We start from the raw sequence: 25,133 nt of genomic DNA on the forward strand, positions 1-25,133 counted from the left end.
TTAGCGACGGTCGATCAGGCATTGCGTGCATCAGCCGGTCGACCGCTAGATTCGTCCACGCGCGCCCAGATGGAGCCACGGATCGGTGCCGATTTTTCCGGCGTGCGCGTGCATGCGTCGACGCCGAGCGCGCGGGCGTTGGGATCGCCGCGCGATGCGCAAGAGCGCGACGCCGATCGGGTGGCGAATGCGTCGTCGTTCGCCGCTTCGACGACGGAGAAGTCGGTCGCCGATCTTTCCGCCGTACGCGTACACACCGATCCGCTCGCGGCGCAGTCGGCGCAAGTGCTCGGTGCCCGTGCATATACGCTCGGCAATCATATCGTCTTCGCGTCGGGGCAATACGCGCCGGCGTCGTCGTCGGGACAGCGCATGTTGTTGCACGAGCTGGCGCATGTCGCGCAGCAAAGCCGAACCGGCGATGCGACCGTGCGTTGCTTTACCGAATTCAGCGTGCATGAACAAACAACCAGCCAATCGGACGGTTGGAAACATCCGAACAGCGCCAAGCTGCGCATCGCCGACGACGGCCAACTCGCGGCCGAAAATAGAGGGTGGGGCGCCGGCTTGTCGAAGCGCGCCTGGACCGTGCCGGCCAAACTACCGGCATCGAACAAAACACTAGCCGATCAAGGATCGATCGCGCAGTTGCGTTTGAAATCCGGCGGTCAGGATATTTCCGGTAAATCACCGGACACCGGTCAAACGACAACCCTGCAAGAAGTGGAACCGATGAAGCGCAATGCCGCGCCGGGCGACAGCGATTACCGCACGGCCGGCGGCGTGGTCGGCGGTATTACCGGCGGCATCGGCGCCGGTGTGGGGTTGGGTTATGCCGGCGCTAAGATCGGCGAGAGCCTCGCCAGCAGCAGCAACAGCAAGGGCGGCCTCATTGCCGGCGCCATCATCGGTGGTGTGTTGGGCGCCGTCGGCGGTGCTATCGGCGGTGCGTATGCCGGCTCGGCGATCGGAAAACAGGTTAAGCGCACGCCGTCGTTCGATCTCGAACTCGCTTCCGATTGCGGCACCGCCTGCCGGCAAGTGACCGGCAGCGGCATGGCCGGCAAAAGAGACGTCGGCGTCATCAAAGGCCAAGGCGGCGCCGACGAGTACCTCACGCCGCGCACCTACCACGGCGGCGATCCGACCACGCCCGAGCAATGGTCGGAAGAATTATTCAAAAAAGAATTCGGCGCGAATCTCACGCGCCAAGAAGCCTATGCGCGCTACGCAGCGCTGTCGTCGGCCGACAAGGATGCGTTCGATCGCAAGTACGGCATCAACAAGTACGCCGTGCCGCACGTGGGCCAAGGCATCACCGAAAGCACCGAGAAGGACATGCCGGGCTTTTCGTCGAGCGGCTTCACCTGGAACTTCCATTATGCCGCGACCGTGCTCGAAAGCGGTCACGACTACATCACGCTCGAAAACGCCGCCGGTTGGGACCCGACCGATTGGATTTTTTTCATGTACGGACCGGCCGCGAAGCAGCAGTCGTTCCACGAGTTCCAATCCGGTACCGGCACGCACGGCAGCAAATCGTCGGCCATGGTTGTGCAGCCGCAGCCATGACGACGCGACGAGCCCAGGCACCGAAGATGTCGGCGCGGCCTACCGGGCGGGGCGCGAATGTCCCGGCAATCGTGCGCGATGTGTTGCAATCGGCGGGGCAACCGTTAGATCTGCCGACGCGCGCTTTTATGGAATCACGTTTCGCCTACGATTTTACGCAGACGCCGGCGCAGCTGGCGCCGGCATTGACGATGGGTCCGGCACAAGATCAATTCGAGCGAGAGGCGGACGATGCCGCCGACCGCGTAATGCGATCGCCCGTAATAGCATTGTTGCCTGGTCGCGACTTCAGTCACGTACGCGTCCATACCGATGTCCATGCCGCTGAATCCGCGCGCGTCGTTAACGCCCGCGCTTATACCGTCGGCGCACACGTCGTCTTCGGCGACGGACAATTCGCCCCGCAAACCACCGCCGGCCGCCAACTATTGGCGCACGAGCTCGCGCATGTCGCGCAGCAAGGTTCGTCGGGCGCGCGGGTTCAGCGTTGGAACATCATCGATGAGATCGGCGGTCTATTTGCCGGCGAAGACTTCGATCCAAAAACGTTACACACCTATCTCGATTTCATCGAAAAGAACGGCGTCGAGGACCACACCGACAGCGACAACAAAGCGCGCGCGATCGTCAAGCGTTGGAGCGACGGCGATACCGATTTCGTGCTCACGCCGAAGTTGAAGATCTTGCTGATTAAGGAAATGCAGTCGGGCTTTACTGGCGATGACGACGAACGTGCCATTCTCAAGCTGTTGCACGGCAGCACGCACGCGGAGCTTGAAATCATTTTCGGTGCCGGCGGTGTCGACCCGAAAGATCTCGATTCCGATTTTCAGGGCGACGAGGAAAATGAGTTGCGCGGATTTTACGATCTGCAATTCGAAGGTGGGCATGAGGCGGTGCTCAAAGGTTCGCGAAAACTGAAACCGGAGGTCATGCTGGCGATTCGCGGTGGCTACTCCTGGCCCAAGCTGCAGGCCATGCTCGGCCAGCGCACGACGCGGATCGAGACCAGCTTACGCGGCATTTCGGAGAAGGAGCGCGAAGCGACCGGGAGAAACATGGCGCGCGCCGATGCCGCCGAGGTTTATCAGGAGTTGCGGGCATTGACGCCCGACGAGCACACCCAGGCGATGCGCGATTTGGCCGGTGAGCGCGTGCGCCGTGGCGCGCACTTGAGCGACGTCGAATTCAAACTGCTCGAAAACGAAACCAAGGAATTGAAGTGGGACAAGGCGATCACCAACGCCGCCGTCCTGTTGATCGATTTCGTGCTCGAACCGCTGTATCGCGACATTGCGCTAGCCGCGCCGAAGGGCGCGAAGGCGTTCAGCAAGGAAACGACGCCGCTCACCGCCGATCAAGAGAAGGCGGCGCACGAGGCGCTATTGCCGGTCCAGCGCGCCAAAGGCAACTTCGTCGATCAGCTGCCTGGCGAAAAAGAAACCTACGGTCAAAAGATCGAGGCGCGCACGCCGGCGATTGTCGACGAGAGTTATCGCCAGAAGGTGGGAACGCATACCGAGGCCGAGCACGACGACGCGTCTAAGGTCCACAAGCTTTCCGAGCTGGAGCGCGTCGGCAAGGCGAGTCAGAAAGAAACCGATCGCGTGTACCGCAACTTCAAGACCGGCCCGGAATTCAAGGCCGACAAATTCGACAATAAAGGCGCGGTCGTCAGCAAAGGCAACATCCACGACGTCTGGCAGGGCGAGCAGGCGAAGCTCAAGAACGATCCTAACTACAAGAATCAGTCGGCATGGTTCTGGATGTTTTACCTAATACAGAACGACGATCAGGCCAGGCGCATCAATTTCAAACACAACGCCACGCCGAAATTCGACCAAGTCGGTACACCGCAGAACGACGAAGCTAAGGCGGTGCATGATGTCGGTAGCCGCTTCATCAATACCGACGACAACGCCAAGCGACTGTTCGACATCGGCCGCGCTTGGACCGCGTTTTCCGGCGGCGGGCAGGTGTCGGTGCAGGTGTTTAAAAATCCCGACGCGCGCGAGGACCGTCGGTTCATGTGGAAATCGTTCTACGTGATGATCCATGAATATCTGCATACGCTGAAGGACGGCAAATACAACGACTACGCCGAAAAGCTCGGCGGCGAGCACACCACCGAAGGCGGCACGCTGCTCGAAGGCGTCGATTCATTGCTCGCCGAGACCGTGTGGACTAGCGCCAAGCCGCGCGCCGCGCAACCGGAGATTCGCGAAGCGGTGGAACCGGAAGCGGTGAAGGCCGGCGAGCCATACGACGCAAGTCTGCTGCCGGAAGTACCGCCTTCGGGTCGCTACGACACGTATCGCAATGCCATCAAGCTGGCCGGCGCCGTCGGCATTCGTAATTTGTACGCCGCTTATTTTTACGGCGACCTCAAGTTGATCGGAGGCAAGCCGCCGTGAACGCGCCCATCGGCACGAGCAGCGCCAAAGCGGCATCGCCTGCTGTCGGGCAACTATCGGCGCCGACGTTGCAACGCCAGTGCGCCTGCGGCAGTCCGAGCTACGGCAGCGGCGAGTGCCAGACATGCGCCGGTAAAAAGAAGACCCTGCGGCGCAAGGCGAACGGCCGTTTCACCGGCGCGATTCCGGACAGCGTGCACGAGGTGTTGCGCTCGCCGGGTTTACCGCTCGATGGCGCGACCCGTGCTTTTATGGAGCCGCGTTTCGATCATGACTTCAGCCGTGTCCGCATTCATACCGATGCCCGCGCCGCCGAATCGGCGCGGGCATTGAACGCGCGCGCGTATACGGTGGGGCGCGACGTCGTTTTCAATGCTGGTGAATATTCGCCGGGCGTCGGCGGCGGACGGCGGCTCCTTGCGCACGAGCTGACGCACGTGGTGCAACAGCGCGGTATCGCCACGTCGTCGACCGATGCGATCGAGCTTGGTGTGGTCAACGATGCGCATGAGCGCGAAGCCGACATCGCTTCGGCAATCGTTATCTCATCGCAACAGCCGACACCGGCGCCGATGACGTCGATAGCCGCCGGCCCGCGACTGCAACGTTCGGTGTTGGGCGATATCGGCAGCGTGCTGGCGGCGCCGTTCGTGGCGCTCTATCGGCTGTTCGGCGGCGAGTATTACTACAAGGAAACCTTACAAAAGTATCTGACGGGTCTGAAGGACCGCGGCAATGTCGAAAACAACTACGACAGCGACAACAAAGCCCGTGCCTGCGTCAAGCGCGAGAGCGAACTCGGTCCGTACGATGTAAAGATCAAAGTGTTGTTGGTGCGAGAGATGCTGGGCGGCTACACCAGCGGCGGCGACGAGGGTTCCATCATCGCATTGCTGCGGCGCACAGCGACAGCAGCGGAGCGTGATCAGATCGTCAGCACCGTCGGTCGCGATTATCTGTGGAAAAACTTCAGCGGTAAAAACCGTCGCGTCATCGAAGCGATCACGTTGACGGCGGCCGATGCCAAGGGTGCGGCGTTGGTCGATCGCCTGCGGACTATGTCGGAAGACAATCTCCAGGATTATGTAAGCAATGCACTCGATCCGGATGTGAAGGCGGCGGCGCAGCGTGCCGCCCAGCTGCAAAAAATCACCGCGCCGGTGCCGTCGACGGCGGCGGTCAGCCCGCAGGGTGTCGCATCATTCCAGGTCAACGGCGTTGATGTGACCGCCGAGCCGGATGCCACCAGCAACGACGAGAATCTGCGCAATCGCGCGGTAACGCAGTTCGGACTCAACCAAGACAAACCGGTGAGCGATATTTTTAGCGATTCGGCGACCAACACCATCGTTTCATTCACGCCGCCACATTTGTTGGCGACAGTTAAAACCCTTTTTGGTCCAGGCACCGAACCCAGCGGTGCGTCGGGTTACGGTCGCGGCACGACCGCCGAAGATAAAGGTGAGGGCAAGACCTCCGTACGTTTCCACGAGAGCCGTCACGGCCAGGATTGGTTCGACTTTCTCGCGCAAAATCCGGCGCCGGTGTTCGGCGGCAAGGTCGGTATGTCGGTCGAAGATTTTCATAAAGCCGAACAACAGTTCCAAGACGACATCACCAGCTACAACCAGCGCGCGACGGCGTACTCCGTCAAGAAAACCGATTGCCCCGGTACGCCGGCGAAGGAAGAAGAACTGAGTCCGTTTGGGTTGACCGCCGCCATTTGTCGTCAACAGGGACCGTAACGATATGAGCGGAAGATTCTTCTCGCAGCGCATGAAGGACTGGTTGCCGTCGGTGCTGAAACCGAAGGGGAGCCTGCCGTTGCAACGCAAGGCCGCGAGCGCCGAGCCGGACACCGGCGTTCCGCCGATCGTGCACGACGTCGCGCAATCGTCCGGACGGCCGATCGACGATTCGGCGCGGTCATTTATGGAGCCGCGTTTCGGCCATGACTTCAGTGCCGTGCGCATTCACAACGATGCCAAAGCTGCCGCGTCGGCACGAGCGTTGAATGCACGTGCATATACGGTCGGCCGCGATGTCGTGTTCGGCGCCGGCGAATATTCGCCGACGACCGATGTCGGCAAGCGTTTGTTGGCGCATGAGCTCGCGCACACCGTGCAACAGCGATCGGCGCCGACTGGGTCGGCGGTTGCCGAATCGGCGGCGAGTGAGAATCAGGCCGATCAAGCGGCAGCCGCGGTGATGACGAATCAACCGGCGTCGTTGCCGATGACAACCGCCGTCGGCATTCAGCGGCAACCATTGCCGGGAACCACGCCGCTGCCGACTAGCGACAGCTTGATCGAGAACGCCTCACCGTTGCTGGCGGCGGCGATCGGCTCGACCACGTTGGATGGCTTTGTCACCGGCAAAGCCGACCTTAGCGAGGCGCATCAAAAGGAAATCGTCAAAACCGCGCATAACATTACCGTGCTGCTGCGCAAATACACGTTGTCGACGATATCGGTTACCGGTTTCGCCGATACCGTCGGCAGCGAAGCCGACAACCTCACGTTGGGCGATGCGCGGGCGCTGGCGGTCAAGCAGGCGTTGGTCGATCAAGGAATTTCCGAGTCGATCATCAGCACCGAGAGCAAAGGCGAAGGTGGGCCGCAAGCGGTGAAGACCGGCAACGAGGTTCCGAACGCGAGTAATCGCCGCGCCGAAGTGCGGTTCCATCCGAAGGAGGGTTTCGGCGGCATTATGACGCCGAAGCTCACGCCGCCCGACTTCAACAAACAACCGGCACCGGTCCCGGGATCGTTCGGCCTGCCGCCGGATCTGACATATCACCCGAAGATCGAACCGCCCGATCCGACCAAACTACCGCCGGACATTTTCAAGCCGTTGCCGCCGCCGATTCCCGGGACCGGACCTAAGTCGGCGCTCGATATCATTAATGAAAAGATCGTCGACCCGGTGGTCGACGCCGTCACCAAACCGTTGCCGAAGAGCGTCCGCGACAAGGTGAAAGAGGCGGCGCATGCCGGTGTGAAAACCGGTATCGCCAAGGCCGCGCGCGCCGCTGCCGAAGCGGCGGGCTTGAAGGACCCGGAAGGACTGGATGCGATCGAGAAGGCGGCGGCAGCGGCGATTCAAGAGAAGGGCAAAGGCACAGGAACGACACAACCATGACCGCGTTTCCCAATTCACCGCGCGTTATCAAAGGCGGCATCGTGTTGCTCGATCCCGATACATTCAGCGTCTTGCCGAACGGCATCATCGTGCTGCAATACAACCCGGACACGTTGAGCCGCACGCTCAAGATCAAAGGCGCGGACGAGGGCGGCGATCGTTCCGAGGCGTTGCGGCTGACCGGCCCGCCGGTGGAGACCATCAAGCTCGACGCCGAGATCGACGCCACTGACCAGCTCGAGTTTCCGGATCAGAACAGCAACACCGTGAAGTACGGCATCGCGCCGTCGTTGGCGGCGCTGGAAACACTGGTGTATCCGGCGAGCGCGACGCTGCAGAACAATTTCAGTTTGGCGCAACAAGGCACGCTCGAAATCATGCCGGTGTTGGCGCCGATGAGTCTGTTTGTATGGAGCGCCGCCCGCATCGTGCCGGTGCGTTTGACCGATCTTAGCGTCACCGAAGAAGCGTTCGATCCGTCGCTCAATCCGCTGCGCGCCAAGGTCAGTCTCGGTATGCGCGTGCTCAGCATCGACGATCTCAACTTCAACGAGAAAGGCGGCAGTCTTTATATGGCGTATCAGCGGCAGAAAGAAACGCTGGCGCAGCTGAGTCCGTCGGGTGCGTTCAGTGCGCTCGGTATTCGGGGGATTCCGTGAGTCTGATGCACCGTCTCCCTCACCCCAACCCCTCTCCCGGAAGGAGAGGGGTTTTAAACCCTTCTCCCACCGGGAGAAGGCCGCTCTTGCGCATCCTGCGCGCGCGACATTCGCACATCCCTGTGCAGCAGGTGGGGATGAGGGAAACGCGGCGCCGCTATGAATTAAACGTGAGGACGTTCAGATGAACCTATCGTTTCCCAATTTCGATCCGGTGCAAGCACTGCTCAGCCAGACCGCGCTAAAGAATTCGTTGTTCAGCGCCAACAGCCGTTACTACGGCCTCGAACCGTTGACGATCACGCGGCACGGCACGATCGTGGCTTATATACCGCGCCGATTCGTGCCGTCGCCGTCGCGCTTTCAACTGTTGCAGGAACACACCGTCGTACAGGGCGAGCGACTGGACAACATCGCCGGCCAGTACCTCGGTGACCCGACATTGTTCTGGCGGTTGTGCGACGCCAACAATGCTTTGCGTCCGGAAGCGTTGACGGAAACGCCGGGCCGCCGTTTGCGCATCACTTTGCCCGAAGGAATCGTCGGTAACGCCTTATGAATCGCGGCTTTTATTTAACGCTCATGATGGGCTCGTTCAACGCGAGCCCGGTGCCGCGTGCGGTGATCGACGCGCTCACCGATGTGCAGGTGACGTCGACGGTCGGCAGTCAGGGCGGTTTTCAATTGAAGTTCACCATGGGAAAAAATTCCGAGCTGGCGCGCATGCACGCCTCGGGATTCTTCGATCCGCGCCAGCGCGTGATCATCGCCGTGACCGTGAACGGCAGCACCGAAGTGTTAATGGACGGCGTTATCACCAAACAGGATTGGACGCCGAGCAACGCCGCCGGCAAGACCACGTTCTCGGTGACCGGCCTCGACCTCACGGCGTTGATGGACTTCATCGACTTCACCGGCATTCCGTACCCGGCGTTGCCGGAGTTCGTCATCGTCGAAGCGATTCTCGCCAAGTACCTGGTGCTCGGCATCGTGCCGGTCGCGTTGCCGGCGAGCATCCCGAAGTTCGAGAATCCGCTCGAGCGTTTCATCAAGCAGGAGGGCAGCGACTACGCCTACGTGACGACGCTCGCGAGCAGCACCGGCGCCGTGTTCTATCTCGATCCGGGGCCGACGCCGGGGAAGAGCATGGCGTATTGGGGACCCGATCTCACCAAGATGTTCGGCGGTATGCAGCCGGCACTCAGCATTAATTTCGACGCCACCAGCAACGTCGACTCGCTCAACTTTTCGTTCGACGGCACATTGTCGACGCAATATTTAGTAACAATTATCGAGCCGAACACGAAGGTCCCGATCCCGATTCCAGTGCCGAATCTCGACATCCTGAAGTCGGGTATGGGCGCGCATATTCCGCCGATATTTAAAGTGCGTCAGCTGCGTCCGACCGCCAGCGAAAATCCGGTGGGCGCGGCGTTGGCGGGGTTGGCGAAAATGTTCGAAGCGCCGGATGCAATCACCGCCAGCGGTCAGCTGGACGTGCTGCGTTACGGTCACGTATTCAAGGCGCGGCAACTGGCGGCGGTGCGCGGCGGCGGTAGTTATTTCGACGGTAAGTATTACGTGAAGAGCGTCACCCACAACATCAAGCGCGGCGAATACAAACAGAGCTTCACACTCGCGCGCGGTGGCATTGGTTCTTCGGTAACGACGGTGAGCGTATGACAACGGCTGGCCAAAAGTACTACGGCATTTATCGCGGCACGGTGGTAAACAACATCGATCCGTTACAGACCGGTCGCATCATGGCGATCGTGCCCGATGTCGGCGGGATCACGCCGTCGACCTGGGCGATGCCGAGCATGCCGTTCACCGGCAAACAATCGGGCGCGTTCATGGTGCCGCAGATCGGTTCCGGCGTGTGGATCCAATTCGAAGCCGGCGATTGCGATCGACCGGTGTGGACCGGCGGTTGGTGGGGCAACGCCGCTGAAGTACCGGCGCTCGCGCTCGCCGGTGTGCCGGGCGATCCGAACATCGTCATGCAGACGACGTTGCAGAACTCGCTGGTCATCAGCGATCTGCCCGGTCCTACCGGCGGCATCATGCTGAAGAGCACGACCGGGGCGACGATCATCGTCAACGACACCGGCATTTATATTCAGAACGGCAAGGGCGCTAGCATCGTGATGGTCGGGCCGACGGTGACGGTGAATAACGGGGCGTTGGTGGTGGTGTAGTGCGTTGCTGTCGCGCTCCGTCAAATCTTTTGCAGATGTTGCTCGACGTTTCGGTAAAGCCCCTCTCCCCTTGCGGGAGAGGGGTTGGGGAGAGGGGTGGCATATGGCACCCCTCTCCCTGTCCCTCTCCCGCAAGGGGAGAGGGGACGCGTTAACTGGCGGAGGTGGTGCGTGAAGAATTTTGCAGAAAGAGCGATACGGAAAATCTAGGTTGAGCGAAAAGGAAACGACATGCCCGGATTCTTATTACACGTCGGCGCCACCGTGATGTGCGCCCACGGCGGCCAAGCGCAACCGACCGTGCCCAATCCACGCGTGACAGTCATGGGTCAACCCACGGTGACGATAGCAGCCCCATACGTCATCGCCGGCTGCGCGATGCCGCCGCCGGCGGCCGGCAACGGGCCGTGCGTCACCGCGCAATGGATCACGGCAGCGACGCGTGTGACCTCGAACGGCCAGCCGTTGTTGCTGCTCGACAGTCAAGCGATCTGCGCGCCGACCGGCACGCCGTTAATAATCGCCGTGACGCAGACGCGCGCCACCGCTATGTGACAGGACGAGACGAACGATGAACATCGACTTCCCGTTCCACTTCAACAACCGCGGCCGCACCGCGACCACGGACGACAACGATCACATCCGCGACATGATCGAGCAGTTGCTCTTCACCAGCCCCGGCGAACGCGTCAATCGTCCCGACTTCGGCAGCGGCCTGTTGCAGATGGTGTTCGCGCCCAACAGCGTTGAGCTGGCGTCGGCGTTGCAATTCACGACGCAAGCGGCGTTGCAGCGTTACCTGGGCGACGTGATCGATTTGCAACAGCTTGACGTGCGCGCCGAAGACGCGACGTTGAGCGTGACCGTGAAATATGTCGTGCGTACAACGCAGCAGGGTAGAACCGAAACGTTCGTACGGAGCGCGCCGTGAAAATTATTACCCCTCTCCCTTCGGGAGAGAGGTGGGGGTGAGGGAAGCAGTGGCAACAAGTTTCCCTCGCGCTGGCCCTCTCCCGGAGGGACAGGGAACTGCGGAGCAGAATGAGATTTGAGGCAATGCGAATGAACAGTACCGAATTGACCTGCCGCAACGATCGCCGCCGCCACGACGTGCGCCAAGCGCCGCTGTTCGGTCTCGATTTCGTCGAAGTCGATCTCAGTGCCGACCATGCCACGCTGGAGATTTTCTTCCTCGGCAAAGCACCGCCGCAAATTCAGCTCGCCAATGTCCGTATAACCGGCGGCCGCCGCCTCCGCGACCTGTGGGTGAAAGAAATCCACGTGCATCGTCAAGAAGATCCAACGCTCGACGATTATCTCGAAGTCGTTGTGACGCCCGCTGGCGATGCCTCGACCTACACGCTGCGCTTGGTGAAGCTCGACGCTGACGGTCATCCGACCGATGATCCGATGGACGATTTCGACCCACGTTATGCCGAAGTCGATTTCACGTTCCGCGCCGGCTGCCCGACCGATCTCGATTGTAAAACGCCGGCCACCTGTCCACCGCCGCAGCGCGAGCAGCCGGACATTAATTATCTTGCCAAGGACTTCGACAGCTTTCGCCAGCTCATCCTCGATCGCCTGGCGCTGACGATGCCGGACTGGCGTGAGACGCACGCGCCCGATATTGGCGTCGCGCTGGTCGAGGTGTTGGCATACGCCGGTGATTACCTGAGTTACTACCAGGATGCGGTCGCCACCGAGGCATACCTCGGCACAGCGCGCCAACGTATTTCGGTACGCCGACATGCGCGGTTGGTGGATTATTTTATGCACGAAGGTTGTAACGCGCGCGCGTGGGTGACGATCGCAACCGATATCGATGCGGTGCTCGACGCGCGCAATATTTTCTTTGTCGCCGGGTTGCCGTCGCCTGATATGCGCCTGTTGCAGGCGGATCAGTTCGCGCAGCTAGCGCCCGGTCAGTACGAGTTGTTTGAGTCGTTAGTAAAGGATGCAACGTCGCCGATTCAGTTGTACGCCGCACATAGCGAGATTCATTTTTATACCTGGGGCGATTGTGCGTGCTGCCTGCCGGTTGGCGCGACGTCGGCGGCGTTGATTGATCAATGGGTGTCGGTCAATCCTGTTCCCTCATCCCCAACCCTGCTCCCGGGGGGAGAAGGGAGAACAAACCCCTCTCCCGTTGGGAGAGGGGTAGGGGTGAGGGAGGCAGTTGCTGTCGGTGATGAAAATGCACCGCCGGGCACAAAGCGCGCCCTCAATCTGCAAGTCGGCGACGTTTTGATTTTCGAAGAAATCGTCGGCCCCACCACCGGCAATCCGGCCGACGCCGATCCGCGTCATCGCCAAGCCGTGCGCTTGACGAAAGTTACGCGCACGGTCGACCCGCTTTATCACCCGTACCGCGAAGACTACGGCCAACCGCTGGTCGACATCGAATGGTGCTCGGAAGACGCGCTGACATTTCCGCTGTGCATCTCGGCGACCCTGCCGGCGCCCGATTGCGATTGCCGGGCGAATCTCAGCGTCGCTCGCGGCAACGTGATCCTGGTGGATAGCGGCTTCACGATCGGCGAATCCTTGGGCGAGGTGCCGGCGGCGTCGCGCACCGATCGCTGCGCCACCGCCTGTGAACCGCCGGACTCATTGAACACGCCGGCGAAGTTCCAACCGATCTTAGCGCAGCGACCGTTGACCTTCGCGCAACCGCTGCCGGATTGTGGTTGCGCCGTGACTTTCGGACGACAAGACCCGCGGTTGGCGTTGCCTCGCATCTGGCTCATCGGCACGCAACCGAGTGCGCAAGGCGCGGTTGTTACGTCATGGACCGCCAAGCAGGACTTGCTGAGCAGCGGCGGTACCGATCCGCACTTCGTGGTCGAAATGGACGACGACGGCTACGCGCATCTGCGTTTCGGCGACGGCAATCTCGGCGCGCGGCCCAACGCCGGTACGGCGTTTCAAGCGTCGTACCGACTCGGCAACGGTGCCGCGGGCAATGTCGGTGCCGATGCGATTCGCTGCATTGTCTTCCGGCAAATGACTGATGGCATCGGCAACTTACAACCGCGCAATCCGTTGCCAGCGCGCGGCGGCACGGTGCGCGAATCGGTTGAAGACGTAAAAATGTTTGCGCCGTTCGCGTTTCGCAACGTGCTCGAACGCGCCATTACCGCCGCCGACTATGCGGCGCTGGTCGCCGACAACGCCCGGCGCTTGAGCGAGCGCCCGGCGTTGCTCGCGGCGGCGAATGCGCTGCCGTTGACCACACTGGCACCGCATGACCAGCCCCACGATCCGCGCGCTGCCATCGAGGAAGAGCCGGGCGAAGCGGGTGGTCTCGATACCGACGCTTGTTTGATTCCGTTCCAACCACTGCAAGGGGCACGCGGCACGTTGCGTTGGAACGGCAGTTGGTATGAAGCGTTGGTAGCCGTCGATCCCGTCGGCCGCAGCGGCGGCGACGAGATCGACGATGAGCTGCTCAACGAAATAGACGGTTATCTCCAACCGTATCGGCGCATCGGTCACGACCTCGATGTTCGTCGCGCCGAGTATGTGCCGATCGATCTGGTGTTATCGGTATGCGTAAAACCGTCGTATCAGCGGGGCCACGTCGAATCGGCATTGCTCGATGTCTTTAGTAATCGTGTATTGGCCGACGGTCGTCTCGGATTTTTTCATCCGGACAGCCTGTCGTTCGGCGTAGACATTTACATCAGCCGCATCGTCGCCGCCGCCCAAGCAGTAGCGGGCGTACTCGAAGTGCACGTGAGCCAACTGGAACGATTCGATCCCGGCGAACCGGTGCCGGACATGAACGACGAGCTGCCGGCCGACGGCAAGCTCGCGCTCGGCCCGTTCGAGATTGCGCGTCTGGATAACGATCCAAGCTTTCCCGAGAACGGACGCTTGCTGTTGATGTTGCGAGGTGGACGATGAATGAAGCATGCGGCTGTTGCGCCGGCGTCGAGCCGCTGACGCCGGAACCGGAGGCGAATCGTCCTGGCTTAAGTGCGATCGTCTATCGCGCCGGGACCTACGCGACATTTCTCGAAACCATGATCGCGCGGTTGTCGACGCTTGCGCTCGACGTGCCGATGACGCCCGGCAGCGCAACGCTAACGCGCGTGCGGCCACTGGCGGCACTGACCACACGCGAGCCGAGCGATCCGTCGATCGCGTTGCTCGATGCGTGGGCGATCGTCGCAGACGTGTTGACGTTCTACCAAGAGCGCATTGCCAATGAAGGCTATTTGCCGACGGCGGTAGAGCGCCGTTCGATCGTCGAACTGGCCAAGCTCATCGGTTATCGGCTACGCCCGGGTGTGTCGGCGAGCGTAAGCCTGGCGTTCAACGCCGCGCTCGATTTTAACGGCGTCATCCCGCAAGGCACGCGTGCGCAAAGTATTCCCAGCACCGGCGAGAGCGCGCAGTATTTCGAGACCTCGGACAATTTGCCGGCGCGCGATACCTGGAATCTGCTCGCACCGCGCGTGCGGCGGCCGCAGCTCATCACGCCGCCGACCTCGTTTTTTAACGTCTCGGAGCCGATCGTGACCGGCGCCGATATGCTCGACACCGTCTACTTCGGCGGTACCGCCACCCAGCTCAAAGCGGGTGATGCGCTGCTATTCGTTTTCAGTGGCGACGACGATCAGCAGTTTTTACGCCAGGTCGAGTCGGTCAATCCGCAAGGCGACGACAAGCGCACCGAAGTCATGCTGTCGCCAGTGCCGCTATCGCTCGTCAACTCCGTCAGTCTGAGCGGCAGCTTGCGGTCTTTTATTGCTAAGGCGGCGTACCTTTTTCCCGCCAGCGATTTGGCGCAAGAGGTCGCCGGCATCCTGAAGACACTTATTAATAATGTCGAAGCCAACGATGTCGATCCTACCGTCGGCGGCAGCGACGCCGCCAACTTCATACGCGGCGCCATCGCTCAGGTACGCGAGCGGCGCGATATCGCCGTCGGCCGCGAGTTCACGCGGGTGTCGGCGTGGCTGGATCACTTGCTGTGGACATTGGAGCAATTGGTACGGGTCGCTGCGAACGGATCGTTGACCGAGGCCAACGACGGCGATGGCGAGGGGCCGGGCGGCACCATTATTAAGTTGGTGCAATCGTCGCTGGCGCCATCGCCGCTCGGGAATTTGGCGTCGATCATCGCGCCGCTGGCGTTGTCGGCGTCGGTGCAACCGGCGAATGCACAGCGGTTGTTGCGGCCGATCGCACAAAGTTTCTCGCCGCAGTCCGACACCGCACCGCGTCTGCTCGCTGCCCTCAAACCGCAAGCAGCAACGACGCTGTATCGCGCCTGGACCAAAGTCGAAACACCGACGAACCGCGTCGACGTGCAAGCGGTGCGAACGAAGGCGGCACTGTTCGCGCATAACTTTGCCGGTAAACCGACCGTCACCAACGGGTCGACCACGTTCGCGGCGCCGACGATCAGCAGCGCCTGGGGCGTTGCCACTGACGGTAAAACGTCGCCGCCGTTTGTTGCGCTCGATGCGACCTATGACCAAATCAAACCGGGAAGCTGGGTGGTGATCGACCGTCCGGATACGATAAGCGCAGCCGGTGGATTGAGCGTGCGGACTTATCATCGGGTGATAGCGCTAAAGACGGCGACCATGGACGCCGGTGCCAATTCCGGGTTCACCGCCAAAACGACATTGCTCACGCTCGATCCGTCGTGGCTCGGTGAGATGTCGACCAGCAATCGCCAAGCGTTCGTCAATGCCACGCCCGGTTTGCGCGGCACGATCGTTTACGCGCAGACCGAACCCTTGCCGCTAACGGAAGAGCCGCTCGATACCGACGTCGAAGGCGACACCATCGAGCTGGATCGCGTGTACGACGGACTCGATGCCGGACGTTGGATTATCGTGTCCGGCGACCGCACCGATATTCCGAACGTCAGCGCTGTCAGCGCCAGCGAGCTGGTAATGCTCGCCGGTGTCGCCCAAGGGGCGCGGGCACCGTTGTCGGTCGACTATCCGCTGGCCGGCACGCCGTTCTCGACGGTGTACTACACGACCAATGCCAACGCCTTCGGTGATCGACTGGTGGTCGGCAAGCTGTCGGACATCTCGATACTCGGCGCGGACGTGGAAACCGGGTTTAAGTCGTTGCATAAGTCGCCGCTGTTGCCGTTGCCGACGGTGCAGAATCAACAGTATCGCGATCAAGTGCAGCTTGCGCCCGGTGTTTACGCCAACGCCTACGTTCCGACCGAGCGCGAGCGCTTTGGGTCATTCAGCGACTTCGCCGGTTTGTTGGTCGATCCCGTTACCGGCGTTCCATTCAGCAATGGCAACATTGCCGATGAGATATTCGATAACGGCCTGTTCGCTTGGCGCATTGCCTCGCAACCGTTGCACACGGTGCTGACGTTGGCGAATGCGCTGGCGTACAAGTACGACACGCGCACCATCAAAATCTACGGCAACGTCGTCAAGGCCACGCACGGCCAAACCATCGGCGAAGTGTTGGGCGACGGCGATACCAGCCAGGCGTTTCAGAAATTCCCATTACGGCAATCGCCGCTCACCTATGTTTCTGCGCCGACGCCGGCGGGTACCGCCAGCACGCTTAATGTGCGCGTCAACGAAATCGATTGGCACGAGGCCGATAACATTGCCGCCGTCGGATCACGTGATCGCGCCTTCGTCACCGATACCGACGACGCCGACGTCGTCACCACCATTTTCGGTAACGGCCAACACGGCGCGCGCCTGCCGACCGGCAAGGGCAATATCAAAGCCACGTACCGCTACGGCATCGGCAAAGGCGGCAACGTGCGGGCATGGCAGATCAGCCAGCTCGCGACTCATCCGCTCGGCGTACAAGGCGTGATCAATCCGCTGGCGGCAACCGGCGGTGCCGATCGTGATACTCGCGATCAAGCACGACGCAACGCGCCGCTGGCGGTGATAGCGCTCGACCGCCTGTTGTCGCTGCGTGATTACGAAGACTTCGCCGGCAATTATGCCGGCATCGGCAAGGCCAGCGCGAATCGGTTGACTGACGGCCGCCGGCAATTCGTGCATCTGACAGTTGCCGGCAAGGACGATATCCCGATCGATCGCAATTCCGATCTATACCGCAATCTCGTGGCTTCGCTCGAGCTATACGGCGATCCACAGCTGCCAGTCGCCGTCTGCATTCGTCGCACCAAGGTGCTGGTGATTGCGGCGTCGATCCAGTTGCTGCCGGACTATCACTGGGAAGCGGTCGAGCCGGTCGTGCGTGCGGCGGTGCTCGGTCGGTTCAGCTTTGACAGCCGCGAGTTGGGTCAGGCGGCGTTCTTGAGTGAAGCCATCGAAGTTATGCAAAACATCGAAGGCGTGTCGTATGTCAATGTCGAGCGCTTCGATTCGGTGGCCGAGGACGTCACTGCTGCCGAGCTGGCGGCGCTGGCAGATACGTTGGCGTTGAACAAATTTGTACCGGCGGAGTTGGCGAAAGTGAATGCGACGATGGACCTGTCGACGACTGCCGATACTTGTGAACGCATTTTGCCGGCGGAGTTAGTTTACATGACGCCGGATGTACCCGAGACGCTGAACTTGAAACTGATTTAGAAGCCTTTACATGTAGGGTGCGCAGGGCGCGCCCTACAGGAACTAGGAACACATACGATGAACGCAGCGACCGAAAATAGAATCGACCGACTCTACGAGCTGATGCCCGCCGTCTACCGCATGCGCGACGCCGAGCAGGGCTATCCGTTGCGCGCGTTTCTGCAAGTGATCGCCGAGCAGGTCAACGTGCTCGAAGACGACATCGCGCAGCTTTATGAAAACTGGTTCATCGAGACCTGCCAGGACTGGGTAGTGCCATACATCGGCAGCCTCATCGGCTATCAACCGAGTCTCGACATCGGCGAACCGGCGAACGCGCTCGATGCGCGCCGGCAAGCGCGTAATCGCCTGCTATTGCCACGACGCGAGGTGGCGAAGACCATCCGCTATCGCCGCCGCAAAGGCACGGTGCGGATGCTCGAAGAGCTCGCCGCCGCCGTTGCCGAGTGGCCGGCGCGTGCGGTCGAATTTTATCGATTGCTCGGCGTGACGCAGAACATTAATTACTTGCACCTGAACCGCGGCCGCACGATCGATCTGCGCGACGGCGACGCGTTGGAAAATCTCGATGGACCGTTCGATGAATCGGCGCACACCGTCGATATTCGGCGAGTAAATTCCAAGCATTTCCCGGGGCGCGGCAACATCAGCGACGTCGGCGTTTTCATTTGGCGGCTGAGGCCGTACACCGTTACGCGCGCGCCGGCGTATTGCTACGAAGAGCAATCACCGAATTGCTATCTGTTCAGCGCGCTCGGCAACGATACGCCGCTGTTTACGCAGCCAACGCCGGCGTCGGGTCAGTTGCCTGGTGAATTGAACGTGCCCGCACCGATTCGCCGCCGTTCGTTGGAGCAGCAGGAGCTGGAAGAAACGTCCGGCAAGGTCGTCTCCGGTGTGCCGTTCTATTACGGCGCCGGCAGGAGCTTTCAACTATGGATCGGCATGCCGCCGCAGCCGGTGCCGGTCGAACAAATCATTCCCACCGATTTGACCGATTGGACCTACCGGCCACTGCCGGGACAAATTGCGGTCGATCCTGCGCTCGGCCGCATCGTGTTTCCGCCCGGTCAAGCGCGCAAGCAGAACGTGCGCGTATCGTATGTCTACGGATTTAGCGCCGATATGGGCGGCGGCGAATACGACCGGCCGTTGAGCGAGCCGACGGCGGCGACGATCTATCGCGTTGGCGAGGGCCAGACTTACACGCGCATCAACGAAGCGCTATTGCAGTGGAACAGTGACGCGCCGCAACACGCCGTCATCGAAATCTGCGACAGCGGTGTGTACGTCGAGCCGGTCGTCATCACGCTCGCCGCCAAACAATCGTTGCAGTTGCGCGCCGCCAATCGTAAGCGGCCGGTGTTGCGATTGCTCAATTGGGAGACGTCATTGCCGGACGGTTTAGCAGTCTCCGGCGCCGCCGAGTCGTGGTTTATTTTGGATGGCATTATCGTCACCGGTCGCGGCGTGCAGGTCGATGGCGATGTCGCCGGCGTCACCATTCGTCACTCGACGCTCGTCCCCGGTTGGGGTTTGCAATGCGATTGCGAGCCGACGCGGCCGCCGGATCCGAGCCTCGATCTCATCAATGCGCCGGACTGCGTCACCATCGAGCACAGCATCGTCGGCGGTATCCAAGTCGATCGCGATGAAGTACGCGAAGAGCCGATGCGGCTTCGTATCAGCGACAGCATTGTCGACGCCATCAGCCCCGAAGGCGTCGCCGTCGGCGCGCCGGGCCGCTTATGCGCGCATGTGCAGCTGACGGTCGCGCGCAGCACGGTGTTCGGTCAAATCCAAACGCGTTCGCTCGAGTTGGCGGAAAACAGCATTTTCCTCGGCAGTATGCGCGTGTGCCGCCGGCAATTCGGTTGCGTTCGCTTCTGTTACATCATGCCGGACTCGCGCACACCGCGGCGCTATGAATGCCAACCGGATTTGGTCGTGCGGGCGGTCGATGATCTTTACAAGAAGGGCGACATCAGCGCCGCGGAACGAGAAGCGCTGAAGCAAAGCGAATCGTCGCGCGTCGCGCCGGAGTTCAACAGCGTGCGTTATGGTACGCCGACGTATTGCCAGCTGACGACCACCATTGCCGTCGAAATCAGCCGCGGCGCCGACGATGAATCGGAAATGGGCGCCTTTCACGATTTGTATCAACCGCAGCGCGCCGCCAATTTGCGCACGCGCTTAGACGAATACACGCCGGCAGGGATGAACGTCGGCCTCATCTACGCTACCTAGGGGACTATCATGAAAGCCGATTTAACACGCGATACTTTCGATCCGTTAAAGCACTTCACGCGTGTGCTCATGCAGCAGGGGCGGGTGCAGGTCGATGCCGATTGGAACGAGCAGGCGTCGATTCTGTTGCGCTATCTGCGCACATTGGCGACCGACCTGATCGGCGATGCCGGCGGGCCGGTGAATCATTGTGGCTTTGGGCTCAGTGTCGCCAGCGGCATCGCCAACGATTTTCGCATCGGCCCCGGGCGTTACTACGTCAACGGTTTGTTGTGCGAGTTGGAGACGACGGCGCTGCCGGTAACGCAGCCGGCCGACTTCGCGCCGAACGAAATCAATGTGCCGACATTGGTGCTGGATGGCATCAGCTTTCGTAAACCGCAGACGGGGCAACCGCAGCCGTATGTCGAGCTCTTGAGCAACACGACGTCGCCGCTGGTTGTGCAGATCACCGATGTCGATTTGGAACAGCGCAAGCTCACGCTCAGCAAAGATGTGTCGGCAGTATTGAAGGGTCCAGCGTCGCGCCTGCGCCGTGTGGTTACTTATCGCACGCAGCCGGATTACTTGATCGCCGCCGAGCAGCCGTTCGCACTGAATAAAAATTACATGGTCTATCTCGACGTGTGGGAGCGGCTAGTGACGTACATCGAAGACGATTCGATCCGCGAGGTGGCGTTGGGCGGCCCGGATACGGCAACGCGCACGCAGCTCGTGTGGCAGGTGAAAATCGCCGAAGGCTCGGCCGGCGCTACCTACGGCAGCCCGTGCGACAATTTTTTGCCGAAGGATACGCATTTTTTTTCGACACTGAGTCTTGCCAATCGCGGTCAGCTGAAAGCCAAGGCCAAACAAGATGCACAATCGACCGATCCATGCATCACGCCGCCGCATTCGCAGTATCGCGGCGTCGAGAATCAACTGTATCGCGTCGAGATCCACAGCGGCGGTAGCGCCTGGGACGGTGACGGCGAAGCGCCCGCAAGCGGCGCCGCGACTTTCAAGTGGTCGCGTGAAAACGGCTCGGTGATCTATGCCATTCGCCGTGTGGCAACCGATAGTAGCGCCAAAACGACCACAGTCACGTTGGAGAGCTTGGGGCGGGACGACCGTTTCGGTTTGGTCGAAAGCGATTGGGTCGAACTGGTCAATGATGATCTGGTTTTGCTGGATGGCGCTAAGCCGCTGTTGCAAGTGCAAGCGATCGATCGCGCCGCTATGACGGTGACATTAAGCGGTATGGCTGACGCGAATTTTGCGCAGGACGTCGCCAAGCGTCCGCTGTTACGCCGCTGGGACCAGAGGCAGGGCGATCCGACTGAAGGTGGGCTGCAACTGGCGAACGATGGCGCCGCGTTTATTTTAGAAAGCGGCGACGATCAATGGTTGGAATTGGAAGACGGCGTCAAAGTGCAATTTCAGCTGCGCACCGGCAACAATCCCTACGTTTACCAAACCGGCGACTATTGGCTAATCCCGGCGCGTGTCGCCACCGGTGACGTCGAGTGGCCGACGGTGATCGACAGCGTCAGCGGTGTCGTGATGCCGATTGCGTTACCGCCGAAAGGCATCGAACACCACTATGCGCCGCTCGGCGTCATCAACGTCAACAACTACGGCACCCTTAGTATTTTGTCGTGCCGCAAGCAGTTCAGTCCGATGGCGACTCGTCCGCCGTACGATTATGCGTTCGTCAGCGCCGGCATTGGCACCGCCAATCTTACGTTGCGCGATGAAATTGCAGCGCCGGCGGGGCGCACGAAAAAATCAACGCCGCGTTGAATATCATAAAGGTAGGGCGGACTTGTCCGCCGATCGACAACGAAAGAAGGAACGGCGGACAAGTCCGCCCTACATTATTTGAAGTTGAAACATGAAAGCCGTCTGGTCATTTTGGAGTAAACCGTTCCAGGCGACGCGTCATCGCACCTGGTTAAGCGAGGCGCATCATTTGTTGTCGTGGGTGGTGTCGCTCAAAACGGCATCGCGGCATTATCGACCGACGGTGCTCTACACGGATGATGCCGGCGCGCGCTTGCTAGTGGATGAGCTTGGACTCGAGTTCGATCAGGTATACACATCGTTAAACGCATTGGCCAAGTACGATGCCGGCTGGTGGGCGACGGGTAAGCTTTACACTTATCGCGCCCAGCAGGAACCCTTCGTCCACGTCGATAGCGATGTTTATCTATGGCGGCGATTGCCCGAGTCGTTGGAACGTGCGCCGTTGTTGGCGCAGAACCCAGAATTTTTTATGTCGGGCGCGTCCTATTACGAGCCCGAAACACTGGAAGCGGCGTTGGCAATTAACGGCGGCGGCTGGCTGCCGCCGGAGTGGCGCTGGTATCGCGCAAGCGGTCGCCAACAGCGCGGCGAAAATTGCGGCGTCTTCGGCGGACAGCACGTCGATTTTATTCAACACTACGCCGCGTTAGCGTTACAACTGATCGAGCATCGCGCGAATCGACGCGCCTGGCGCGCGCTCGATCGCAAACCGCATCACACCGTCGTGCTCGAACAATACTTGCTATCGGCTTGCATCGACTATCACCGCAATCGCGCCGATTCGCCGTACCGTGACGTCGACATCGATTATCTTTTTTCGTCGATGGACGATGCTTTCTATTCTGACAAAGCTGTGCAATTGGGCTACACCCATTTGATCGCGAACGCCAAACAAGATGTCGATATCGCCAAGTACTTAGAAACACGCGTTGCTGAAGATTGGCCGGATTACTACGAGCGTTGCCTCGCCTGTTCTTAATGCCTGATTGGTAATGTCTTATTTCAAGATGATTTGACGTATTACGACAAAAATTCATAAAAAATTCGCGATGCCGCATATCTGCAGCTCAATGACGATGATCGGTTAGCGCAAGACATTAGCTATTGATTCGTCAACTATGCGGCCAACGATAACAAGATAGGGGAGGCGCCATGATCGCGCTCGCGAATTTTCGATCGGCAATGCGCCGTGCCTTTTGTGTAAAGTGCATCAATCCATCGTCGGCGGTTGGCCAGGGTAATCTCGGTTCGATACTTTGTCGGCTCGCTATCGTCGGTGTCGTATTGCCATTAAGCGCATGCGGCGGTGGCGGCGAGAACGCCGAGCCCGATCCGTCGCCGTCCAATTCATCTACCCATTACATACTCAACGTTACAACGTCTGGATCAGGAACGGTCACGTCCGATCCTGCCGGCGTCGCCTGTGGCGGTGATTGCAATGAGTCCTATGCCGGCAACACCGCGATCACGCTAACCGCGGTCGCCGCGACCGGTTCCGTTTTTAGCGGTTGGAGCGGCGACTGTGCCGGTACCAACCTCTCGTGCACCGTGACGATGAGCGCGGCGCGCAATGTCATCGCGTTGTTCGGCGCGAGCACGCCGTTGTCGATCAAGCTCAACGTCGACGCGGCCGCGGCAACCACACCGGTGACGTTCGGGCACGCGTTCGCCAAGGGCGACGTCGCCGCCGATGCCGGATTGGCGCTGCGCACGCCGGCCGGGCAGTTGATTCCGGTGCAGATCGACAACAAAGCGACCAGCGACAATACGCTGCGTTACGGAATTTTAAGTGCGATTCTGCCGGCCAATGCCGGTGGCGCATTCGAACTGGTGGCGACCGCGCCGCTGGGTACGCACACGCCGCGCGATGTCGCCGAGCTCTTGAGCAGCGGCTTTGACGCCGTGGTTACGTTGAAGACGTCGGACGGTCGTACGCTAACGGCGTCGGCGCGCACGTTGTTTCAGAACAAAGTGACGCGCTGGCTCGACGGTCCGATCGCTACCGAATGGGAGACCGGCGGTGCCATCGGCAACGATCCGCATTTAGCGGTACGCTTCAACGTCCGTAGCTACGCCGGCGTCGCCGGTGAGCGGGTCGATGTCGTGATTGAAAACGACTCGACCGTGATCGAGTCGCCGCGCGTCTTTACTACCAGCAACGTTACTTATGATGTCGATATCTCGATCCGCGGCACATCGGTCTATACGCAGACCGGACTAGTGCACTATCGCCAGGCGCGCTGGCGCAAAGTGTTCTCGTCATTCACCGATCTGGCGCCGCGTTACGATGTCGCCTACCTCAAGAAGACCGGCGCGGTTCCGAATTACGATCCCACGGTAGTCGTTAGCGAGACCGCGCTCGCGCGCTGGGGCACGCGAGCGCAGGTCGTCGAGCCGATGAAAAACGGGATGATTTATGCGTCGATGCCGGGAGTCGGTGGCCGCGAAGACCTCGGCATCCTGCCGGCATGGAGCGCCGCTTACGTCATCAGCATGGATCCGCGTGCGCGCCAAGCGGTGCTGGCGGTGGGAACATCGGCGAGTAGTTTCCCGATCCATTTCCGCGACAAGAATACCGATCGGCCGATATCGCTGACGACCTACCCGGATTTGACGATCTACGGAAATTCCGGCGATACCAAGCATCCATTCCCGGCCTGTAGCGGCGATTGCACGAATCCTACGCCGGCACTCCAGCCCGACACGCCGCATCAACCGTCGATGGCGTACTTGCCGTATCTCATTACCGGCGATCATTTTTATCTCGAAGAGCTCGAGTTTTGGGCCGACTGGAACATCTTTGCCTACAACCCGGCCTATCGCCACTATGCGCTCGGCATCCTCGATCACGACGAGGTGCGCGGCAAGGCGTGGAACTTGCGCACGCTCGGGCAGGTATCGTTCATCGCGCCGGACAGCGATTCGTTCAAGAATTATTTCGCGACGATGCTCGCCAACAACCTCGACTGGTTCCCGCTGAATCAAGCGGGCGGCAACAATCTCGGGATCATCAACAGCGGTCTCGAATATCTCGGTGGCCGAGGATACGCACCGTGGCAGGACGACTTCTTCACCTCGGCGGTGAATGAAGTGCACGCCATGGGCTTCGATAACGCCGCGACGCTGCTGGCGTTCAAAGCCAGCTCGCCGGTGAAGCGCATGCTCGATATGTGTTGGATTACCTCCGGCGCTTATGCGCTCGCTGTGCGTCCCAGCACCACCGGCGCGCTGTTCCAGAACTTCGGCGAGGTCGCCGACGCAACCTATGGCCAGAACGCCGACGGCAGCCGCTTCGTCAATCAGCCGTGCGCGACCCAGCAGATGGCCGATTGGTTGAACCAACACTACCGCGAGGCCGGGAACACGACGTCCTACAAGGCCGGCGAGATCGTCGGCAACGCCACCGATCCGGAGTCGTATACCGCCACCCTGCAGGCGGCGCTCGCAGCCGCGGTCGACGCCAAAGTCGACCGCGCCAACGATGCCTGGAGCTTGTTCGCCAAGCGCCCCATTAAACAAAACTATTCGTCCGAGCCGCAGTTCGCGATCGTACCGAGGTAATAA

The 25,133-nt window shown here is 60.5% G+C and carries 16 protein-coding genes; all 16 read left to right on the top strand.

Translation table 11 applies throughout. The annotated features are described in order from the left end of the window. Nucleotides 1–69: 69 nt before the first annotated feature. The 16 genes from HY308_17490 to HY308_17565 all read left to right on the top strand — a co-directional run bounded on the left by HY308_17490 (nucleotide 70) and on the right by HY308_17565 (nucleotide 25,130). Entirely contained in the window at nucleotides 70–1,572 is a 1,503-nt protein-coding gene (locus HY308_17490; protein MBI3900065.1) for a DUF4157 domain-containing protein, read from the top strand. Nucleotides 1,573–1,763: 191 nt separating this feature from the next. Continuing rightward, a complete protein-coding gene (locus tag HY308_17495; protein ID MBI3900066.1) occupies nucleotides 1,764–3,986 on the top strand; it encodes a DUF4157 domain-containing protein in 2,223 nt (740 codons plus the stop codon). Nucleotides 3,987–4,237: 251 nt separating this feature from the next. Further along, nucleotides 4,238–5,731 (top strand): DUF4157 domain-containing protein, encoded by a 1,494-nt coding sequence (locus HY308_17500; GenBank protein MBI3900067.1) that lies wholly within the window; start codon nucleotides 4,238–4,240, stop codon nucleotides 5,729–5,731. Between the two features lie 4 nt (nucleotides 5,732–5,735). Then, nucleotides 5,736–7,127: a DUF4157 domain-containing protein gene (locus HY308_17505; protein MBI3900068.1), complete on the top strand. Its 1,392-nt coding sequence runs from the start codon at nucleotides 5,736–5,738 to the stop codon at nucleotides 7,125–7,127. Beyond that, nucleotides 7,124–7,786 (top strand): hypothetical protein, encoded by a 663-nt coding sequence (locus tag HY308_17510; GenBank protein MBI3900069.1) that lies wholly within the window; start codon nucleotides 7,124–7,126, stop codon nucleotides 7,784–7,786. The genes HY308_17505 and HY308_17510 overlap by 4 nt, the downstream gene beginning before the upstream one ends. 184 nt (nucleotides 7,787–7,970) lie before the next feature. Continuing rightward, nucleotides 7,971–8,345, top strand: coding sequence for a LysM peptidoglycan-binding domain-containing protein (locus HY308_17515; protein MBI3900070.1), 375 nt, complete (start codon nucleotides 7,971–7,973; stop codon nucleotides 8,343–8,345). Continuing rightward, a complete protein-coding gene (locus tag HY308_17520) occupies nucleotides 8,342–9,469 on the top strand; it encodes a hypothetical protein (GenBank protein MBI3900071.1) in 1,128 nt (375 codons plus the stop codon). Before HY308_17515 ends, HY308_17520 begins: the two co-directional genes overlap by 4 nt. Beyond that, complete coding sequence (locus HY308_17525) at nucleotides 9,466–9,984, top strand: baseplate assembly protein (protein ID MBI3900072.1); 519 nt, start codon at nucleotides 9,466–9,468, stop codon at nucleotides 9,982–9,984. Before HY308_17520 ends, HY308_17525 begins: the two co-directional genes overlap by 4 nt. 231 nt (nucleotides 9,985–10,215) lie before the next feature. Further along, on the top strand, nucleotides 10,216–10,539 hold the full coding sequence (locus tag HY308_17530; protein ID MBI3900073.1) for a hypothetical protein: 324 nt from the start codon (nucleotides 10,216–10,218) through the stop codon (nucleotides 10,537–10,539). A gap of 16 nt (nucleotides 10,540–10,555) precedes the next feature. Next, nucleotides 10,556–10,915, top strand: a complete 360-nt coding sequence (locus HY308_17535) for a GPW/gp25 family protein (GenBank protein ID MBI3900074.1) — start codon at nucleotides 10,556–10,558, stop codon at nucleotides 10,913–10,915. 131 nt (nucleotides 10,916–11,046) lie between these two features. Further along, nucleotides 11,047–13,893, top strand: coding sequence for a putative baseplate assembly protein (locus HY308_17540; GenBank protein MBI3900075.1), 2,847 nt, complete (start codon nucleotides 11,047–11,049; stop codon nucleotides 13,891–13,893). Continuing rightward, the gene (locus tag HY308_17545; GenBank protein ID MBI3900076.1) at nucleotides 13,890–17,537 is read left to right on the top strand and encodes a putative baseplate assembly protein; all 3,648 of its coding nucleotides are present in this window, start codon (nucleotides 13,890–13,892) and stop codon (nucleotides 17,535–17,537) included. Before HY308_17540 ends, HY308_17545 begins: the two co-directional genes overlap by 4 nt. 57 nt (nucleotides 17,538–17,594) lie before the next feature. Next, nucleotides 17,595–19,784 carry a hypothetical protein gene (locus HY308_17550; GenBank protein ID MBI3900077.1) on the top strand — a complete coding sequence of 730 codons (2,190 nt, stop codon included), beginning with the start codon at nucleotides 17,595–17,597 and terminating at the stop codon, nucleotides 19,782–19,784. A 9-nt stretch (nucleotides 19,785–19,793) separates the two neighbouring features. Next, on the top strand, nucleotides 19,794–21,566 hold the full coding sequence (locus HY308_17555; GenBank protein ID MBI3900078.1) for a hypothetical protein: 1,773 nt from the start codon (nucleotides 19,794–19,796) through the stop codon (nucleotides 21,564–21,566). A 91-nt stretch (nucleotides 21,567–21,657) separates the two neighbouring features. Next, a complete protein-coding gene (locus HY308_17560; GenBank protein MBI3900079.1) occupies nucleotides 21,658–22,548 on the top strand; it encodes a hypothetical protein in 891 nt (296 codons plus the stop codon). Between the two features lie 173 nt (nucleotides 22,549–22,721). Next, entirely contained in the window at nucleotides 22,722–25,130 is a 2,409-nt protein-coding gene (locus HY308_17565; GenBank protein MBI3900080.1) for a hypothetical protein, read from the top strand. The last annotated feature ends 3 nt before the right edge of the window (nucleotides 25,131–25,133 follow it).

The sequence above is a fragment of the Gammaproteobacteria bacterium genome, assembly GCA_016199745.1.
Classification (GTDB): domain Bacteria; phylum Pseudomonadota; class Gammaproteobacteria; order Acidiferrobacterales; family Sulfurifustaceae; genus JACQFZ01.

What these genes read in the sequence shown, in the direction of transcription:
- HY308_17490 (MBI3900065.1), top strand. Translation starts at nt 70, where the DNA reads ATGGAGCCACGGATCGGTGCCGATTTTTCCGGCGTGCGCGTGCATGCG.
- HY308_17495 (MBI3900066.1), top strand. Translation starts at nt 1,764, where the DNA reads ATGGGTCCGGCACAAGATCAATTCGAGCGAGAGGCGGACGATGCCGCC.
- HY308_17500 (MBI3900067.1), top strand. Translation starts at nt 4,238, where the DNA reads ATGGAGCCGCGTTTCGATCATGACTTCAGCCGTGTCCGCATTCATACC.
- HY308_17505 (MBI3900068.1), top strand. Translation starts at nt 5,736, where the DNA reads ATGAGCGGAAGATTCTTCTCGCAGCGCATGAAGGACTGGTTGCCGTCG.
- HY308_17510 (MBI3900069.1), top strand. Translation starts at nt 7,124, where the DNA reads ATGACCGCGTTTCCCAATTCACCGCGCGTTATCAAAGGCGGCATCGTG.
- HY308_17515 (MBI3900070.1), top strand. Translation starts at nt 7,971, where the DNA reads ATGAACCTATCGTTTCCCAATTTCGATCCGGTGCAAGCACTGCTCAGC.
- HY308_17520 (MBI3900071.1), top strand. Translation starts at nt 8,342, where the DNA reads ATGAATCGCGGCTTTTATTTAACGCTCATGATGGGCTCGTTCAACGCG.
- HY308_17525 (MBI3900072.1), top strand. Translation starts at nt 9,466, where the DNA reads ATGACAACGGCTGGCCAAAAGTACTACGGCATTTATCGCGGCACGGTG.
- HY308_17530 (MBI3900073.1), top strand. Translation starts at nt 10,216, where the DNA reads ATGCCCGGATTCTTATTACACGTCGGCGCCACCGTGATGTGCGCCCAC.
- HY308_17535 (MBI3900074.1), top strand. Translation starts at nt 10,556, where the DNA reads ATGAACATCGACTTCCCGTTCCACTTCAACAACCGCGGCCGCACCGCG.
- HY308_17540 (MBI3900075.1), top strand. Translation starts at nt 11,047, where the DNA reads ATGAACAGTACCGAATTGACCTGCCGCAACGATCGCCGCCGCCACGAC.
- HY308_17545 (MBI3900076.1), top strand. Translation starts at nt 13,890, where the DNA reads ATGAATGAAGCATGCGGCTGTTGCGCCGGCGTCGAGCCGCTGACGCCG.
- HY308_17550 (MBI3900077.1), top strand. Translation starts at nt 17,595, where the DNA reads ATGAACGCAGCGACCGAAAATAGAATCGACCGACTCTACGAGCTGATG.
- HY308_17555 (MBI3900078.1), top strand. Translation starts at nt 19,794, where the DNA reads ATGAAAGCCGATTTAACACGCGATACTTTCGATCCGTTAAAGCACTTC.
- HY308_17560 (MBI3900079.1), top strand. Translation starts at nt 21,658, where the DNA reads ATGAAAGCCGTCTGGTCATTTTGGAGTAAACCGTTCCAGGCGACGCGT.
- HY308_17565 (MBI3900080.1), top strand. Translation starts at nt 22,722, where the DNA reads ATGATCGCGCTCGCGAATTTTCGATCGGCAATGCGCCGTGCCTTTTGT.